The following is a 15,352-nucleotide window of genomic DNA, read 5'->3' as shown; positions in this document are numbered from 1 at the left end:
TTGCGGTAGAGCAGGGACGGACCTGACGCACTCACTGTATCGCCCTGAGCGGGCTCGACTTGAACCGATCCACCCGGGCTAGCATGAGGGATATGCGATACCCACTTGCTGACATCGACAACGTCGACGATGACATCCGCGCCCAGATCCTCGAGGTCGCCGAGAAGTCGGGCTTCGTGCCCAACGTCTTCCTCGCCCTGGCACGCCGGCCGGACGAATTCCGCGCCTTCTTCGCCTACTATGACGCGCTCATGGAGAAGGAGACGGGGAACCTGACCAAGGCCGATCGGGAGATGATCATCGTGGCCACCTCGGCGATCAATCACTGCCTCTACTGCGTCGTCGCGCACGGAGCGATGCTGCGGATCTTCCAGAAAGACGCGCTCATCGCCGATGTCGTCGCCACGAACTATCGCCAAGCCGATATCAGCCCACGTCAGATGGCTATGCTCGACTTCGCCGTCAAGGTCTGCGAAGAGCCGTGGGCCGTAGGAGACGCCGACCACCAGAGGCTTGCCGACCACGGATTCGACGCCGAAGACGCCTGGGACATCGCCGCGATCACCGGCTTCTTCGGCCTGTCCAACCGCATGGCCCACATCTCCGGAATGCTCCCGAACCCGGAGTTCTACACCCTCGGCCGCCTCCCGCGTGAGAAGAAATGAACCGATGACCTCATCCACTCCCGCCGAGGCGGACCCCACCACCCGTGCCTCCGCCGTTTCCGGTCCGGCCGCCTCCGCCGAAACCATCCCGGCCGCCTCCGCCCGATCCGGGCTCGTCAAACCGTTCGCCGCGATGGGCATCGTCGCCACCGTCGGGCAGATGCAGCGCGCCGGCCGCGACACCATCGCCATGTGCCTGGGCGAACCGACCCAGGGCGCGCCCGGCCCCGTGCTCGCCCGTGCCGCCGAGGTCATGACCGACGGCACCGGACTCGGATACTCGCCGATCTTCGGCATCCCCGAACTGCGCGAAGCCATCGCCTCCCACTACCGCGACTGGTACGGACTCGACATCGCACCCGACCGCATCGCCGTGACGACCGGATCCTCCGGCGCCTTCCAGACGACGTTCCTCACCTGCTTCGACGTCGGTGACCGAGTAGCCCTGGCCCGACCCGGGTACGGGGCGTACAAGAACATCCTCGCGGCCCTCGGCTGCGAGGTCGTCGAACTCGACTGCGGTGCCGACGAAGGGTTCCAGCCCACCGTCGACCTCTTGGCCGCCGCCCATGCGAAGGCCCCGCTCAAAGGGCTCATGCTCGCCTCACCTGCGAACCCGACCGGCACGATGATCGGCCCCGAGGCGCTCGGCCGGATCGTCGACTGGTGCCGGGCCAACGGAGTGCAGGTGATCTCCGATGAGATCTACCACGGCATCAGCTATATCGGCACCCGCGGCGAATGCGCACTCGCCCACGACGACTCTGCCGTCGTCATCTCCTCGTTCTCCAAATACTGGGGCATGACCGGGTGGCGACTCGGCTGGGCGATCCTGCCCGAAGCGCTCGTCGCGCCGGCCCAGAACGTCACGGGCAACCTCTCCCTGTGCGCCCCGGTGCCGGCGCAGTACGCGGCGGTCGCGGCGTTTGCAGACGAGTCCTATGCCGAATGCGAGGCCGCAGTGGCCTCGTTCGCCGGTGCACGCGAACATGTCCTGGGCGCCCGCGCGGACCTCGGCTTCGGCGAGATGGCCCCACCCGACGGCGCCTTCTACATGTACGCCCGCATCGACGACATCCTCGACCGCGCGGGAATTGCCACTGCCGGCCAGTGGTGCGCGCGGGTGCTCGAGGCCACCGGCGTCGCGCTCGCCCCCGGTGACGACTTCGACTCCGTCGACGGCTCCCGTTCGGTGCGCCTGTCGCTGGCCGTCGGAGCGGACCGCACGGCCGAAGCCATCGACCGCATCCTCGACTTCATGGGATGAGCCCTGAACGTCGTGAGATGAGCCCTTCCGAGGGGATCCGATGAGCGCCGAGGATGTGCGGGCGGGAGGGCCGCCTCCCGCCCGCAAGGCCCTGCCGGTGCTCGGCATCATCCTGGCCGCCATCCTGCTCGGATCGGCCGGACTGTTCGTCATCCTCGCCGAGGCGACCGCCCCCACAGCTGCCTTCCTGCGGTGTTGGATAGCGATCATTGTGCTCGCCCCGTTGGCGTGGCTCGAGCTGCGCAGGCACGGTCGTTTCCCGCCGAAGGCGATCCTCATCGCCGCGGTCTCCGGAGCGGCGCTCGGAATCGACTATGTGCTGTGGGCGCAGAGCGTGCTCGACGCCGGTCTGGGCGTGTCCACGGTCCTCATCAGCGTTCAAGTGATCGTGTTCCCGGCGCTGGTGTGGGCGTTCGGCGGTTCCCGGCCGGGATGGCTGTTCATCGGCTGCGTGCCGATCATGATCATCGGCATGCTGCTGACCGGGGGAGTGTTCGGCGCCGACGAGACGGCGGCGAATCCGATGCGGGGAGCGATCTTCGGGGTCCTGTCCGGTGTGCTCTACGGCGTCTACATCTTCGGCATCCACCACAGCCGGAAGGTCGCCGGAGACTTCATCGTCGCCCCGGTCCAGGTGGGCACGATCTCCGCCGGGGTGATGACCGCGGTCGCCGGGCTGACCCTCGGCGGCCTCGACTTCGACCTCGGCTGGGCCGGTTGGGGCTGGATGATCGCCCTGGCCGTCTGCGGTCAGGCCCTGTCATGGGTGCTGCTGAGCATCTCCAGCCCGCTGGTGCCGGTGCCGATGACCGCGGCGCTCATGCTGCTCCAACCGCTGTCCGCAGTCGTGCTCGGATCCATCATCGCCGGGGAGCGGCTGCAGGCGGGACAGTGGATCGGTGCCGTCCTCGTGGCCCTCATCGTCTGGATCGTCGGTGGAGGACCCGAGGCCCTCACGCGTCGTCGACGTCGGTAGGGATGGGCTGCCTCGGCGAAGGATCGCTGCTGTGGGCTGGGAACGGTGGGCTGCCTCGGCGAAGGAATCGCTGCGGAAGCAGCGTCGCGGGTGGAACTCAGTGTTCGTGGGCCTCGATCGTGTGGGCGATGGCGTCGACGATGATGTGGGCGACGTGGTCGTCCTTGAGCGAGTAGTAGGCTTCGCGGCCGATCCGATTGACTCCGACGAGGTGGAGTCCGCGGAGGAACTTCAGGTGCTGGGACACCAGCGGCTGGGACAGTCCGGTCGCCTCGACGATGTGGGTGACCGTGGCCTCGCCGTGGGTGAGGACGAGCAGCATCTTCAGCCGGGAGGGTGTGGCGAGTGCCTTGAAGAGGTCGGCGGTCTCGGTGATGGCTTCGAGATGGTCCTCGGGGTTGAGCAGGAGCTGCTCGACATCGTCATTGACGGGGACGGAATCGGGAATGGAAGCCATGAGTGCAGATTACCGGACAACCGGCGTGGTCATGCGATATCCGGCACCGTGAGGCGGTCGCGGCAGTCGCGGGGTTCGGGCGGTCGGGGCAGCCAGCGCCTCAGTCGAGGGCTTCGACGTCGGCCTGCGAGCCGAGGAGGTCATCGGCCAAGGTCTCCCACTGACCGTAGGCGTCCGGCAGTGCCGACCGCTGCACGGACTGTGCCGCTTCGGTCGGTGACATCGAATCCCAGCCGTCGATCTGGTTGAGGCCGGGGTTCTCGACCTCGGGATTGATCCCATAGAACGCCTTGGCAGCGTAGATGGGATCGGTGAGCTGATGGGGTTCGCCCCAGCCTTGTGACGGGCGCTGCTGGAACAGACCGACCGAATCACGGTCGCCGGAATCCAGATTGCGCAGCGAGGACTCCTGCAGCGCTGTCATCAGGGCGATCCTGATCGCATGGTCGTCGAAGTTTCCGCCGCGGCCGACGCCGATGATGAGCCGAGCATTGTCGATCTGCTGTTCGCTGAGCTGGTTGACCGAAGCCATCTGCATCTGCCTGATCTTCGTGGAACCGAATGAAATGGGGGAATTGAGGATGATGACGGCGCCCACGACCAGTGCCATCACTGCTGCCCCGAGCCCGATGAGGGCACCAGTGAGCACGGACCGGCGGCCCTTGCGAGATGAGGTCAGACGAGGCATGAATATAACGATAATGCAACAAACTTAAGAGTGCATGGGGCAACGCCGAGGTTTTTATCACAGGAAGGTCACGGCCGGGCGGCGGTGAGAGTGCGAGCGGAGCCGATCGCGGACCGGTTTCGGAAGGCCCCGCACAGCTTAGGCTTGAACCATGGTGAGAATCGTTCGGCGCAACAACCGCCCACCTCTGATGACCTGTCTCATTGTGGTCTTCTCCTTCGTCGCTGTCGGCATCCTGACCGTTGCCGGCATCCTCGTCGCCATCATCTTCCTCTCCGCGGAGTCATCGTCGACAGATTCATCGCCGACCTCGGACTCCTCGTCGATCGGATCCTCATCCTCCGATTCCGATTCGGACGGCGGCCCCGGTCCGAGCACCACTGCCCCGGTGTCCGGAGGCTGGACGAGCGGAGGCTGAGTCTCGGGCCGCGGCTGAGTCCCTGGTAGGACGGGCGAGCAGCATCGTCGGCATCCGTCCAGATCACCGATCCGAATCAGCCTTAGTCGCCCAGCGGGATCACCGGCTGGCGGAGGATCGTGCGCAGCTTCTCCGGCGCGGTCCGGCGAACGTCGCTGAGGTAGATCTCGTGATGTTTCCCCGCCATCGTCATCCCTGCCTCGGGAATGGCATCGGTGTGCATGCGCTCGAGGACGGGCCCTTCGTCGTCGAAGGGTCCGACATGCAGGGTCTGGACGCACGTTCCCTCCCGCAGCGTGTCGAATCGGATCTCGCCGAGGCGGGGCGCCGATCCCTTCGCCCGGACCGTGTCGATGACGCCGTCGACGTGGCCTGCGTCCAGCCAGTCCGGGACGAACAGCATGAGGGTGAAGTCCCACGCTGACTTGTCCCGAGCGCTCGTGAACGCCGCCATATCATCGGCCCACCACAGCCCCTCGAGCGGTGGCACGACATAGTCGCGACCGAGTTCGAGCTTGCTGAGGAACTTCAGCCCATAGGCGATCGGATAGAGGCTCGTCAGCGCCGATGCGAAATCCGGCGAGGTGTTCGGGTCCCCGTGGCCATCGATCATGATGTACTGCGATTCCGGCACCTCGATGAGGTCGAATCGCCCCTGCTTCGCGCGGAAACTCGGCAGCGATCTCTTGAAATCGATCTTGTCCATACGAGGCTCCGCTCCGTGGGTTGGGAAAGGGATGGGTCTGATCTGCTTGACCTTGACACGATGTCAGGGTCTTCACTGGGTGGCAAGGAGGTGGAGACCATGACACATCCACTCAAACACCACCGGACCGACACCGGCGACCCCATGATCGAAGCGCTGAGTGCGTCGACCCCGCAGCAGCGCCTGCAGGCGGCGATGGCCATCGGCACACGAGCCGAGCCCCGTGACCTCGACGTGCTCATCGCCCGGTGCCGCATCGAACCGGACTTCTTCGTCCGCGACATGCTCACCTGGGCGCTCACTCGGCTGCCCGCCGGCGACACCGTTGCCCGCCTCGTCGCCGAACTCGACTCGCCGCTGTCGCAGGCGATCAGTCAATCCCTGCACACCCTGTCGAAGATCGGTGACGTCCGCGCCTGGCCGGCCATGGACCCGGCCCGGATCGGCACCGCCCTCATCGCCCATGCCGACACCGAGGTGGCCCGCAGCGCGTGGAGAGCCGCCGTTGCCCTTGTCCCCGGTGAAGATCGTGAAGAGCTGGCATCCGCCCTGGTGACGCAGTTGGGGCGAGGAGATCTCGAGATGCAGAAGAGCCTCAGTCGAGCGATTGTCTCCCTCGGCGAGGATCTCGTGTCAGTGGTCGATGAGAGGCTTCATGCAGAGGACGACACAGTGCGGGCTCACGCCATGGCGACTCGGGACATGTTCGATGACCCGGATGCCGGCTTCGCCCACGCCTTGGACGCAGCCAAGCGGGTGGTCGCACTGGGGTCCGAGGCCACGGTCTAGATCGGCACAGGGAAGGTCCGATCGCGCGTGTGCCGACGGGCGGGGCAAGCCCGTCGGCACACGGCCGAGGTCTCGGATCCCTTCCTTCAGTGCGCGGTTCCAGCACCTGTGCGAAGTCCGCCTGCGGCCGTTGAACGACGTCCGAAAGGTCCCAGGCATCGAAGAACTTCGGAACAATGCACCCGGAGGGCCGCGATCGCGGCATAGAGTGGCTGACAGCAGAGAAGAGGTGGCAATGCTCATCGGCGAAGTGGCCCGGCGCTCCGGTGTGAGCGCACGCATGCTGCGCCACTACGAATCATTGGGCCTCGTCTCGCCCAGCCAGCGGACGCCTGGCGGCTATCGGGAGTACTCCGACGCCGACATCGGGCGCATCTTCCACATCGAAGGTCTGCGCAAACTCGGGATGTCTCTGACCGAAGTCGGTCGGGTGCTGTCCGAGCCGGACTTCGACCCCGGCACAGTGCTCGGGGACCTCATCGACCAGGCACGTGAGCGGATCGCGGCCGAGCAGCGTCTGCTCGACCACCTCCAGTCCGTCGCTCGGCTCGGTCGAGCCGACGGCGAGTCTCTCCTGTACACCATCGATCTCATGCGCTCTCTCGAATCCGGCGATGTCATCCAACGGCACAAAGCCGCACTCGGCAGCGGAGTCGACGGAGGAATGCCGATCGAGGCCTTGGCGCAGGCGGTCCTGCAGGAGACCGTGCTCAACGCGGCCGGGGCCATGCGGTGGGCGCTCGCCCAAGCCGGTGCCGAGGCCGTGCCCCATGTGGTGGTCGGAATGGACGACGCATCGGCCCAAGTGCGTCGCAATGCCCTGCTCGCCCTCGACGAGATCCGCAGAACCACACCGGACGAGAAACTCGACTCACGCTCGATATCGATGATCCGTCAGGCACTGGACAAGGGACTCGACGATGTCGACTCTGATATCCGCAGCATCGCCGCGCTCACCCTCGGCCGCTCAGGTGACGAGAAAGCTGTTCCTGTGCTGCTCGACATGGCGATGAATGGACCGAGGGACATCGAGGCAGCCGAGACCCTCGGCTTCATCGTCGACGCGACCGGACCGACTGCCGACATCGGAGAAAAGGTTCTCATCGAACTGCACCGACAAGCGGACTCGCACGATCCCCAGATACGGTTCCGGGTGCTCCAAGTCCTCCTCGAGATCTCCGGCAACCGCAGCAGTGACCTCATTGCCGAGCTCAGCGGCGATGACAGCCCGGAGCTCGCAGCCACCGCGCTCGCCGCACTCGATCGCCGACGACGGGAGCAGACATCGGACAAGGAGTGAACCTGGCCGATTTCGGTCGGGCCGCCTCGGTGAGGGGAAGACGGGAATCCGCGTTCCGACCGCCTCGGTGAAGGGGCGGTGGGAATCTGCGTTCCGGCCGCCTCGGCGAAGGGATGTCGGGTCTTCCTCATTCCGGTGGCTGTTGCCGGATCACTAAACTGGCCCTCATGACAACGGGCGGGACGACGGACGGAACGGATGCGGCCGGTGCGGCGGTCGGGCAGAAGCGGCGGCTGAGGCAGCCGTTCGTCTATCGGCGACACCACTTCACGCCCACCGGAGTGCTCGACTACCTGTTCTTCCTGTTCGCCGGTGCGGCCTCGACTTGGCTGGCGCTGCTCATCCTGCTCAAGGGATTCAGCCTCGGCTGGTGGCAGGTGCTCACGCTGCTCGTGTTCTGGGGAGTCGTGTCCTATCTGGCTCTGCCCAGGCTGCACCGCATCCTGTCTCAGATCTATGTGCCGAACTACTTCATCGGCCGCACACGCACCTCTGACGGTCTGCTCGGCGATCCGGTCAATCTCGCCTGGCGTGGTGAGGAAGCGCAGATCCACCATGCGATGCGCGAAGCCGGATGGATCCTCGCCGACAGCATCACTCCCGCATCGACGTGGGAGATCATCCGGTCGACGGTGACGAAGCGCAGCTACCCGCAGGCGCCGGTGTCCCCGCTGCTGCTGTTCGGCCGCCGTCAGGACTTCGCCTACCAGCAGGAAGTCGATGGAGATCCGGGCCAGCGCCACCATGTGCGGTTCTGGAAATGCCCGCGCGGATGGCTGCTGCCCGGCGGACATCAGGCCGATTGGCTGGCCGCCGGAACCTATGACAAAGCCGTCGGCATCTCCCTGTTCACCCTCCAGTTCACCCACAAGATCGAAGAGAACACCGACGTCGAACGAGACCACATCGTCGATACAGTCACCCGTGCCAATGAAGTGATCGCGGTCGATCGGATCAAGGACTTCTCCACCGGATACCACTCCCGCAACGGCGGCGGCGATGCGATCATCACCGACGGGCACCTGCCGATCGTGGACGTCACCGAGGTGGTCGCCGACGAAGCCGACCATCCCGAACGCCTGGAGCTGGCGCTCGACGCCACCCGCATCTACTCCGATTCACGCAGCGTGTCCGAAGTGACGAAGACGCTGTGGCGACAGCGCCCGCTGCAGACCGTCGTCGGGGCCGCCCTCGTGCTCGTCCTGCTGCTCTTCCAGGCGTGGGATGTGATCAGTATGCTTCTCGATTGGAACGGATTGCGCTCCGAAGTCGTCGGCTACAGCTCGGACATCGCGGCCATCAGCGATGACACGGCCACGCGCATCGTCGCTGGAGTGCTCGTCGGCGTCAGCCTCCTCATCGGTTGTCTGCAGGTCATCGCTTCGACGTCGGTGTTCCGCGGCAGCAACCGGGCCAGGCTGTGGATCCTCACGCTCTCGACGATCTCCGTGATCGTGTCGATGACGAACTACTTCACCGGAGACCGCGACCTGGCGACGAACATGTATGCGCTGACGACCATCGCCATGCAGGTGGCGGTGCTGCTGGCGCTGTCGAGCGACTCCTCCCGGATGTTCACCCGCTTCAGCACGGCAGCCCTGCGTGCCGAACGACAGGACCGCGCCCTCGAGGACTGACGCGGCGGGTTCCCACCCGTGAGGAATGGGGCGGCGGGTTCCCGCCCGCAGGGCCCGGGGTGGCGGGTCCGTGTATTCTGACCGTGTCCGATCCAGTCCGGACTCCGCACTTCAGCTCGACGCCGAGGCTGGACCACACACGAAGGCAGGACTCCATGACCGACCAGACCCCCGATGCTTCCGTCTTCGATTCGATCGATCCGGTCCTCAAGGTCGTCACCGCCGAGATCGAGATCTCAGCTCCCGCCGAGGCGGTCTTCGAACTCATCGCCGACCCGCAGCGTCAGCCGGAATGGGACGGCAATGACAACCTCGGCTCGGCCGTCGAGGGCCAGCGAGTGCAGGGGGCCGGGAGCTCGTTCGTCACGACTCTGACCAAGGGCGTGGACCGGGAGAACCACATCGTCGACTTCGCCGAGGGCAGGCTCATCGCCTGGAAGCCCTCCGAAGTGGGTGGAGAGCCGTTCGGTCAGAAGTGGGTGTGGGAGATCGAATCGACCGGGGACGACTCGGTCTTGGTTCGTCACACCTATGACTGGACCGAGCTGCGCGATCCGAAGCGTCTGTCGCGGGCGCAGTCGACGACCGCGGCGAATCTGCTCGCCTCGCTCAAGAGACTCAAGCAGCTCGCCGAAGGCTGAGATCAGGCGCCTGGCAGACAGCCGCGGCCGAGGCCTGACTGCTCACCGCATCCGAGTGGCCGTCCCGCCGGGACAGCAGTCCGGTCAGAACAGACGGATAGAGGCACTCATTTCGGCCAGGCGTCGGCGAGGCGCGTGAGCAGCGATGCCAGCTGTGCCCGTTCGTCCTCGGTGAATGTGCTCAATGCCTGATCGACGTTGTCACGCTGGGCGCCGCGGAATCTGTTGGTGATCGCGCGGCCCTTGTCCGTCAGCGCGATGAGGGTTCGTCGGGCATCGTCCGGGTCTGCTTCGCGACGCAGTAGTCCGAGCTCGACGCCTTGGGATACGAGCCTGGACGCGCGCGGCTGATCGACGCCGATCGCATCGCCGAGTGCGCTGACTCCCAGCGCCGTGCCTGCCTGGACGAGGGAGACGAGCAGACGGATGAGTGCACGCCCGCGGCCGTGTGCGGCGAACGGCCCACCGGGATGACGCTTGCCGCCGAAGGGGAAATCGTCTGAGTTCCGGCCGCTGCCGAATCCACCACGGTCTCCGAATCCACCGCGTTCACCGAAGCCCCCGCGCTGGCCAGGGCCGCCGTGCTCACCGAGCCCGCCGAAGGGGCCGAATCCACGCGGACCGCCGGGCCCGCGCCGCCACTGCAGGCGGGTGAGCGCCTCGGCGATCGCCTGAATGTCATCGTTCGTGCTCATGATTCGATTTTACATGCCACTTGACATGCAATCGAATTGCATGTCATTCTGCATGTACATGTCAGATGACAACTAAGGAGATGACATGACTGAAAACAAAGACTTCAACGATGACAACGACGACTTCACCACCCCGACCGGAGGAGCCGGCGCAGCAGGTGCCGATGGCCGGACAGACTCGCCGAACACCGACGAGGACACCGTCGCCGGCAGCGCCTCGAGTCTCGGCTCCGATCGCGAACAGCCGGGCGAAGCGGGCAAGACCGATGCGGCGGAGAATGATTCGGCCGCACGCACTGAGCCCGTGAACGGTGCCGATTCCGGCGACGGCAAGGGCGATGTCACCGACACCGATCTGCCGCAGCTGCTGCGCGAGTTCAGCCACGTGCTGCGTCGCGAATTCCGCTCGGCTGCGGTCGACTCCGGATTCGACCCTCGCGACTTCGGACGTATGCGGCGAGGACGTCGCCGCTGGGACTCCGATGAGGTCGTCGCCGACGGTGCCGCCTACCCGGAAGAGCCTGTGACCTACGGTCCGCCGCGCGGCCGAGGTGGATGGGGGCCATCGAAGAACATCGATCCCGAAGAGCTGCGCCAGCGCTTCCGCGATATGCGCGACGGAGTCGGCGATCGCATCGAAGAGGTGCTCACCTCCGAAGAATTCGAGAACCTCAAGGCCTCGCTGGCGAAGATCGTCGACAACTTCGGCCCCGATCGCTGCGGCGACGACTCGGCCCGCCATAACGGACCGTACGACCGCGAACACCCCCACGACCATGACGATCACCGAGGCGGCCCTGACCGTCACGAGGCTCATGGACCCCGTGGTGGGAACGGCGACCACGACCGCCGCCGCGGGGGAGGCCGCGGACGGCGCGGATTCGGCCCGAACTTCGGTCCCGGCTTCGGTCCGGGCCGACGAGGATTCGACCCCTTCGGCTGGGCCGATGAGCGCCGCAGCCGCGAACAGGAGGTCCAAGAGGCCTTCGAGCGCGGATTCGCCGCGGGCTTCGAACAGGGACGCAACTCGTAAGCGACGCCGCCGGTGGAGTGCTCTCCGCCGGCGGCCGACCGTTGGGTCGTGCGAAGACACTCTCCCGACCACCCGAGAACGCGATGCCGGCCCGCACATCCGCGCTGTCCATCAACAGAACGGCACCGTGAAACATTGACGCGATCCGGTGCGAACCTCCACGGTTCGCACCGGATCGCGTCTGCGTCTGTGTGCCGAGACTCCCCGCGCGGTGCACAGGCGTATCCACGGCACTTCTGCCGGCGCAACGATCATGCGGCAGCACGGGCCGCTCACCGCTCAGCTGCGGGAGAGCACCGCCCCGAGATCATCGAGCACGCTGCGATCCTCGATCGTCGACGGCACTGCCGGATCGTCGACGCCATCGGCGATCTGCCGCATCGTCTTCCGCAGGATCTTGCCCGACCGGGTCTTCGGCAGACCCGCGACGATGTCGACGCGTTTGAATGCGGCGACCGGTCCGATCTCTTTGCGGACGAGCGCCACGAGTTCGTCGATGACGGTGTCCGGGTCGGCCGCCTCGGCGGAATCCCCGAGCACGACCAGCGCACGTGGGATCTGTCCCTTCATATCATCGTGGACGCCGATGACAGCGGCCTCGGCCACGGCCGGGTGGGAGGCGACGACCGCCTCGATGATGCCGGTGGACAGGCGGTGGCCGGCGACGTTGATGACATCGTCGGTGCGACCCATGACGAAGACGTACCCATCCTCATCGAGATAGCCGGAATCGCCGGTGAGGTAATAGCCGTCGAAGGCGGCGAGGTAGGAGGAGATGAACCGCTCGTCGTCACCCCACACCGTGGCCATGGTGCCCGGAGGCAACGGCAGCCGGATGACGATGAGTCCTTCCTCCCCGGCCGGAACTGGCTGACCGCCGGGGTCGACGACCTCGACGTGGAAGCCGGGAGTCGGCTTCGTCGAGGATCCCGCCTTGAGCGGGAACCGGGTCAGTCCCAGCGGATTCGCCGTGATCGGCCAGCCGGTCTCCGTCTGCCACCAATTGTCGACGACGGGGACGTCGCGTCCGGTCGCCTCGGCGAGGATCTTCGTCGTCCACTCATATGTGTCGGGATCGAGGCGCTCGCCAGCGAGGAATTCCGCACGCAGACTCGACAGATCGTACTTCTTCATCAGCTCGCCGTTCGGGTCCTCCTTGCGCACCACGCGCATGGCGGTCGGGGCGGTGAAGTGGACGTTGACCTTGTGCTGCTCGATGGCGCGGAAGAAGGCTCCGGCATCGGGTGTGCCCACGGGTTTGCCCTCATAGAGCACCGAGGTGACGCCGGCCAGCAGGGGTGCGTAGATGATGTACGTGTGCCCGACGACCCACCCGACGTCGGAGGCGGTGAACATCGTGTCGCCCGGGTGGAGGCCGAAGACGGTCGGCATCGAGAACGCTCCGGCCACCGCATATCCGCCGGAATCGCGGACGATTCCCTTCGGTTTGCCAGTGGTGCCCGAGGTGTAGAGGACGTAGAGCTCGTCGGTGGCCTTCACGGTCACCGGGTCGATGCCCTCGGGCGTCTGGGCGAGCAGTTCGGCGTAGTCGAGGTCGTTCTCGCCGAGTTCGCAGCGATGTTCGTCGCGCTGGACGATGACGGTGAAGTCCGGTTTGTTCTCAGCGATCTCGATGGCCTCATCGAGCATCGGCTTGTATTCGAGGACTCGGCTCTTCTCGACTCCGCAGGAAGTGGAGATGACGGCTTTCGGGGCGGTGTCGTCGATGCGCACGGCGAGCTCGTTCGGCGCGAAGCCGCCGAAGACGACCGAGTGGATCGCGCCGAGGCGGGCGCACGCGAGCATGGCCACGGCTGCCTCGGGGATCATCGGCATGTAGATGACGACGCGATCGCCCTTGGTCACCCCTCTGTCCGCCAGGGCCCGAGCGAAGCGGGAGACCTCGTCGAGAAGCACGGCGTAGGTAATCGAACGGACTGTGTCGGTGACCGGCGAATCGTAGATGATGGCGGCCTGGTCGCCGCGGCCGTTCGCGACATGTCGGTCGAGCGCGTTGTAACAGACGTTGAGCTCGCCGTCGGGGAACCAGCGATAGATCGGCGCATTCGAATCGTCGACGGCCTTCGTCGGTTCGGTGACCCAGTCGATGTGGTTCTTGGCCTGCTCGAGCCAGAAGACCTCTGGGTCCTCGGCGATGCGGGCCACGACGTCGTCGTAGCTTTCAGCGGAGTTCTCGATGGTGGTATTCATGCTCCCATTGTGACGCATGGCACAGTCATTCGCTGAGGTGGGGCGCATCCTCGGGGATCGCCACCGGCACGAAAGTGGACCCATTTCCCTGCACTCGGACCAGGAGAGGGCACAATGGGGATATGAGATTCCTGGTTGCACTGATCCTCGGCCTCGCCGTCATGTTCGGTCTGAACGCCATCTTCGACTTCTTCGCGATGGCGCGACCGTGGGGTTCGATCCTCATGGGCGTCATCGTCGGGCTGACAATGCTCGTCGTCCTGCTCATCTGGGAGGCCGTGCGCCCGACCCAGCCGAAGGGCGAATCGGCGAAGGCAAAGGCGAAGGCGCAGAAGAGCGAAGACGAGCGGGCGAAGGCCCGTGCCGAACGACGTGCCCGACTCGCCGCCGAGGCGGGAGTGAGCCTCGAAGGCATCGACGGTGCCCTGCCGGGGTCGACCGCCCAATCGTCGGAGGCGGCCTCGTCCGATGGGTCAGCCGAGGAGGCTTCCACCGAGGGGGCTTCCGCCGAGGGTGCATCGGCTCAGTCGACACCCACCGAGGCGATTCCGACTGCGAGCGAGTCCGCTGGCAGTGCGACAGCTGAAGGCTCGGACGCGGCTGGGGCCGCGGCGACGACCGAGGGCGAGGAGTCTGCTGAGACCAGCGCCGCTGCCGACGGTGCGGCGACCGTTGCGCCGAACGAGGCGACGACCGCCGGGTCGAAAGCGTCTGAGGCCGACGCGGCCGAGCACGCAGATGAGCAGAACAGCGAGACGGAATCGTCGCTGGAATCTGACGGAACCGAAAGCGGCGAGGCCCCGCAAGAAGAGGGACGACCCACGGATTCTGCGAAGCCCACAGTGGTGGTGAAGCCCGCACAGTCGGCAGCACCCGTCACTTCCGCGCAGCCATCAGCCTCCGCGCCGTCCGGCGGCTCCGAAGCCGCCAACGCCAGCGCCGCAGACACCGAAGCGGGAAGCACCCGCGTCGGTGACACCGAAACCGCCGGCACAGCCGCTGTCGAGGATGAACCGGCTCGGCCCGCTGAAAAGCCTGCCGCGCAGTCAGGGGATTCGTCCGAACTGCCCCCGCCTCCGCCGATGCCGCCGTCGTTCCCCTCTCTACCCACCAGCGCCCCGCAGGCCGGTGCAACCGATGCGAAGAACGACGACATGTCCGCGGCTCCGTCGCTGAATAAGGACGATGTCAGTGACAGCGGGTCCGCCTCGGCGTCCGACCCCGAACTCGAAGGACCCGCCGAAGACCCGGCGACGCTCGACCCCGAGGAATTCGACGAATCCGCCAGTGGCTCCTCGCTCGAGGCGCCGCCGACCGGTGAACCCGGAATGTCGGCCGACGCGCTCTCCGGCAAGATGCCGGACGAGGCCGAGGATTCGGCAGACTCGGCTGAAGAAGAGCCTGCCGATGAACAAGCTGAGGAAGCTGCGGCACCGGAACGCAGAGGTCCCTCAGCCGAGGAGAACAACCAGTACCGGCTCTGAAGCCCTCGCGCCGACGCGGGGTGAGTCTCGACGACATCGAAGTCGCCCTGCGGGCAGGGGAACCCAGTAAGTCAGCGGATGAGCTTGCTGAAGCTGACTCGCCGGGCACCGCTTCTGATGACGGGACGGAGAAAGCCGAGATCCCGTCGTTGTGTCGACGTTTGAGAGCGAAGAGTTCCGCGGGGAAATCTATGTGAGGCACGACCCCTGGCTGTGCGTGGTCTGTCTATGAGACTCGTCCATTGCTGTTTACGACCAGCGAACCTACGATGTTGAAAAGGGTTTAGAACGGCACTGGACAATGGCTCCAGCCTGTGAACCCGTCGACCATTCTCGGGCGGGGTGAAATCAATGGCGGTCGCCAAATACGTCGAGTCGTATCGGC

Annotated in this window: 15 protein-coding genes; 10 read left to right on the top strand and 5 right to left on the bottom strand. The window is 65.9% G+C overall.

Going from position 1 to position 15,352, the window contains the following annotated elements; translation table 11 throughout:
- Positions 1 to 92 precede the first annotated feature (92 nt).
- From ACVZTU_RS16865 to ACVZTU_RS16855, 3 genes are all read left to right on the top strand, one after another.
- On the top strand, positions 93 to 665 hold the full coding sequence (locus tag ACVZTU_RS16865) for a peroxidase-related enzyme (protein WP_482400923.1): 573 nt from the start codon (positions 93 to 95) through the stop codon (positions 663 to 665).
- Between the two features lie 133 nt (positions 666 to 798).
- Complete coding sequence (locus tag ACVZTU_RS16860) at positions 799 to 1,932, top strand: pyridoxal phosphate-dependent aminotransferase (RefSeq protein WP_482401762.1); 1,134 nt, start codon at positions 799 to 801, stop codon at positions 1,930 to 1,932.
- A 40-nt stretch (positions 1,933 to 1,972) separates the two neighbouring features.
- Positions 1,973 to 2,908, top strand: coding sequence for a DMT family transporter (locus ACVZTU_RS16855; RefSeq protein ID WP_482400922.1), 936 nt, complete (start codon positions 1,973 to 1,975; stop codon positions 2,906 to 2,908).
- A gap of 97 nt (positions 2,909 to 3,005) precedes the next feature.
- On the opposite strand, the gene ACVZTU_RS16850 is transcribed toward ACVZTU_RS16855, so the two are convergent.
- Entirely contained in the window at positions 3,006 to 3,365 is a 360-nt protein-coding gene (locus tag ACVZTU_RS16850) for an ArsR/SmtB family transcription factor (protein ID WP_139909298.1), read from the bottom strand.
- A 100-nt stretch (positions 3,366 to 3,465) separates the two neighbouring features.
- Entirely contained in the window at positions 3,466 to 4,053 is a 588-nt protein-coding gene (locus ACVZTU_RS16845; protein WP_240811993.1) for a peptidoglycan-binding protein, read from the bottom strand.
- A 151-nt stretch (positions 4,054 to 4,204) separates the two neighbouring features.
- On the opposite strand from ACVZTU_RS16845, the gene ACVZTU_RS16840 reads away from it, so the two are divergent.
- Positions 4,205 to 4,471, top strand: coding sequence for a hypothetical protein (locus ACVZTU_RS16840; protein WP_482400921.1), 267 nt, complete (start codon positions 4,205 to 4,207; stop codon positions 4,469 to 4,471).
- A gap of 82 nt (positions 4,472 to 4,553) precedes the next feature.
- On the opposite strand, the gene ACVZTU_RS16835 is transcribed toward ACVZTU_RS16840, so the two are convergent.
- Complete coding sequence (locus ACVZTU_RS16835; protein WP_259358414.1) at positions 4,554 to 5,177, bottom strand: GyrI-like domain-containing protein; 624 nt, start codon at positions 5,175 to 5,177, stop codon at positions 4,554 to 4,556.
- A 99-nt stretch (positions 5,178 to 5,276) separates the two neighbouring features.
- Here ACVZTU_RS16835 and ACVZTU_RS16830 point away from each other — a divergent pair, with 99 nt between their 5' ends.
- The 4 genes from ACVZTU_RS16830 (at position 5,277) to ACVZTU_RS16815 (ending at position 9,544) form a co-directional block, all read left to right on the top strand.
- Complete coding sequence (locus ACVZTU_RS16830; protein WP_482400920.1) at positions 5,277 to 5,966, top strand: HEAT repeat domain-containing protein; 690 nt, start codon at positions 5,277 to 5,279, stop codon at positions 5,964 to 5,966.
- A 208-nt stretch (positions 5,967 to 6,174) separates the two neighbouring features.
- Positions 6,175 to 7,266 (top strand): MerR family transcriptional regulator, encoded by a 1,092-nt coding sequence (locus tag ACVZTU_RS16825; protein ID WP_482400919.1) that lies wholly within the window; start codon positions 6,175 to 6,177, stop codon positions 7,264 to 7,266.
- A gap of 167 nt (positions 7,267 to 7,433) precedes the next feature.
- Positions 7,434 to 8,903: an LssY C-terminal domain-containing protein gene (locus ACVZTU_RS16820; protein WP_139469019.1), complete on the top strand. Its 1,470-nt coding sequence runs from the start codon at positions 7,434 to 7,436 to the stop codon at positions 8,901 to 8,903.
- 155 nt (positions 8,904 to 9,058) lie between these two features.
- Positions 9,059 to 9,544 (top strand): SRPBCC family protein, encoded by a 486-nt coding sequence (locus ACVZTU_RS16815; protein ID WP_259358412.1) that lies wholly within the window; start codon positions 9,059 to 9,061, stop codon positions 9,542 to 9,544.
- A gap of 107 nt (positions 9,545 to 9,651) precedes the next feature.
- Here ACVZTU_RS16815 and ACVZTU_RS16810 read toward each other — a convergent pair whose 3' ends face one another.
- Complete coding sequence (locus tag ACVZTU_RS16810; protein ID WP_482400918.1) at positions 9,652 to 10,239, bottom strand: MarR family winged helix-turn-helix transcriptional regulator; 588 nt, start codon at positions 10,237 to 10,239, stop codon at positions 9,652 to 9,654.
- An 85-nt stretch (positions 10,240 to 10,324) separates the two neighbouring features.
- On the opposite strand from ACVZTU_RS16810, the gene ACVZTU_RS16805 reads away from it, so the two are divergent.
- Positions 10,325 to 11,272 carry a hypothetical protein gene (locus ACVZTU_RS16805; RefSeq protein ID WP_482400917.1) on the top strand — a complete coding sequence of 316 codons (948 nt, stop codon included), beginning with the start codon at positions 10,325 to 10,327 and terminating at the stop codon, positions 11,270 to 11,272.
- Positions 11,273 to 11,551: 279 nt separating this feature from the next.
- On the opposite strand, the gene ACVZTU_RS16800 is transcribed toward ACVZTU_RS16805, so the two are convergent.
- Positions 11,552 to 13,483 (bottom strand): acetate--CoA ligase, encoded by a 1,932-nt coding sequence (locus ACVZTU_RS16800; RefSeq protein WP_482400916.1) that lies wholly within the window; start codon positions 13,481 to 13,483, stop codon positions 11,552 to 11,554.
- A gap of 122 nt (positions 13,484 to 13,605) precedes the next feature.
- On the opposite strand from ACVZTU_RS16800, the gene ACVZTU_RS16795 reads away from it, so the two are divergent.
- Positions 13,606 to 14,967, top strand: a complete 1,362-nt coding sequence (locus ACVZTU_RS16795) for a hypothetical protein (protein WP_434592143.1) — start codon at positions 13,606 to 13,608, stop codon at positions 14,965 to 14,967.
- Positions 14,968 to 15,352 lie beyond the last annotated feature (385 nt).

This window comes from Brevibacterium sp. OS20, from assembly GCF_056837565.1.
The sequence above is the reverse complement of the archived record's forward strand: the minus strand, read 5'-3'. Positions and strand labels throughout refer to the sequence as shown.

Bases quoted from the DNA above. Each gene is read 5' to 3' on its own strand.
- ACVZTU_RS16865 (WP_482400923.1), top strand. From the start codon at position 93: ATGCGATACCCACTTGCTGACATCGACAACGTCGACGATGACATCCGC.
- ACVZTU_RS16860 (WP_482401762.1), top strand. From the start codon at position 799: ATGGGCATCGTCGCCACCGTCGGGCAGATGCAGCGCGCCGGCCGCGAC.
- ACVZTU_RS16855 (WP_482400922.1), top strand. From the start codon at position 1,973: ATGAGCGCCGAGGATGTGCGGGCGGGAGGGCCGCCTCCCGCCCGCAAG.
- ACVZTU_RS16850 (WP_139909298.1), bottom strand. From the start codon at position 3,365: ATGGCTTCCATTCCCGATTCCGTCCCCGTCAATGACGATGTCGAGCAG.
- ACVZTU_RS16845 (WP_240811993.1), bottom strand. From the start codon at position 4,053: ATGCCTCGTCTGACCTCATCTCGCAAGGGCCGCCGGTCCGTGCTCACT.
- ACVZTU_RS16840 (WP_482400921.1), top strand. From the start codon at position 4,205: ATGGTGAGAATCGTTCGGCGCAACAACCGCCCACCTCTGATGACCTGT.
- ACVZTU_RS16835 (WP_259358414.1), bottom strand. From the start codon at position 5,177: ATGGACAAGATCGATTTCAAGAGATCGCTGCCGAGTTTCCGCGCGAAG.
- ACVZTU_RS16830 (WP_482400920.1), top strand. From the start codon at position 5,277: ATGACACATCCACTCAAACACCACCGGACCGACACCGGCGACCCCATG.
- ACVZTU_RS16820 (WP_139469019.1), top strand. From the start codon at position 7,434: ATGACAACGGGCGGGACGACGGACGGAACGGATGCGGCCGGTGCGGCG.
- ACVZTU_RS16815 (WP_259358412.1), top strand. From the start codon at position 9,059: ATGACCGACCAGACCCCCGATGCTTCCGTCTTCGATTCGATCGATCCG.
- ACVZTU_RS16810 (WP_482400918.1), bottom strand. From the start codon at position 10,239: ATGAGCACGAACGATGACATTCAGGCGATCGCCGAGGCGCTCACCCGC.
- ACVZTU_RS16805 (WP_482400917.1), top strand. From the start codon at position 10,325: ATGACTGAAAACAAAGACTTCAACGATGACAACGACGACTTCACCACC.
- ACVZTU_RS16800 (WP_482400916.1), bottom strand. From the start codon at position 13,483: ATGAATACCACCATCGAGAACTCCGCTGAAAGCTACGACGACGTCGTG.
- ACVZTU_RS16795 (WP_434592143.1), top strand. From the start codon at position 13,606: ATGAGATTCCTGGTTGCACTGATCCTCGGCCTCGCCGTCATGTTCGGT.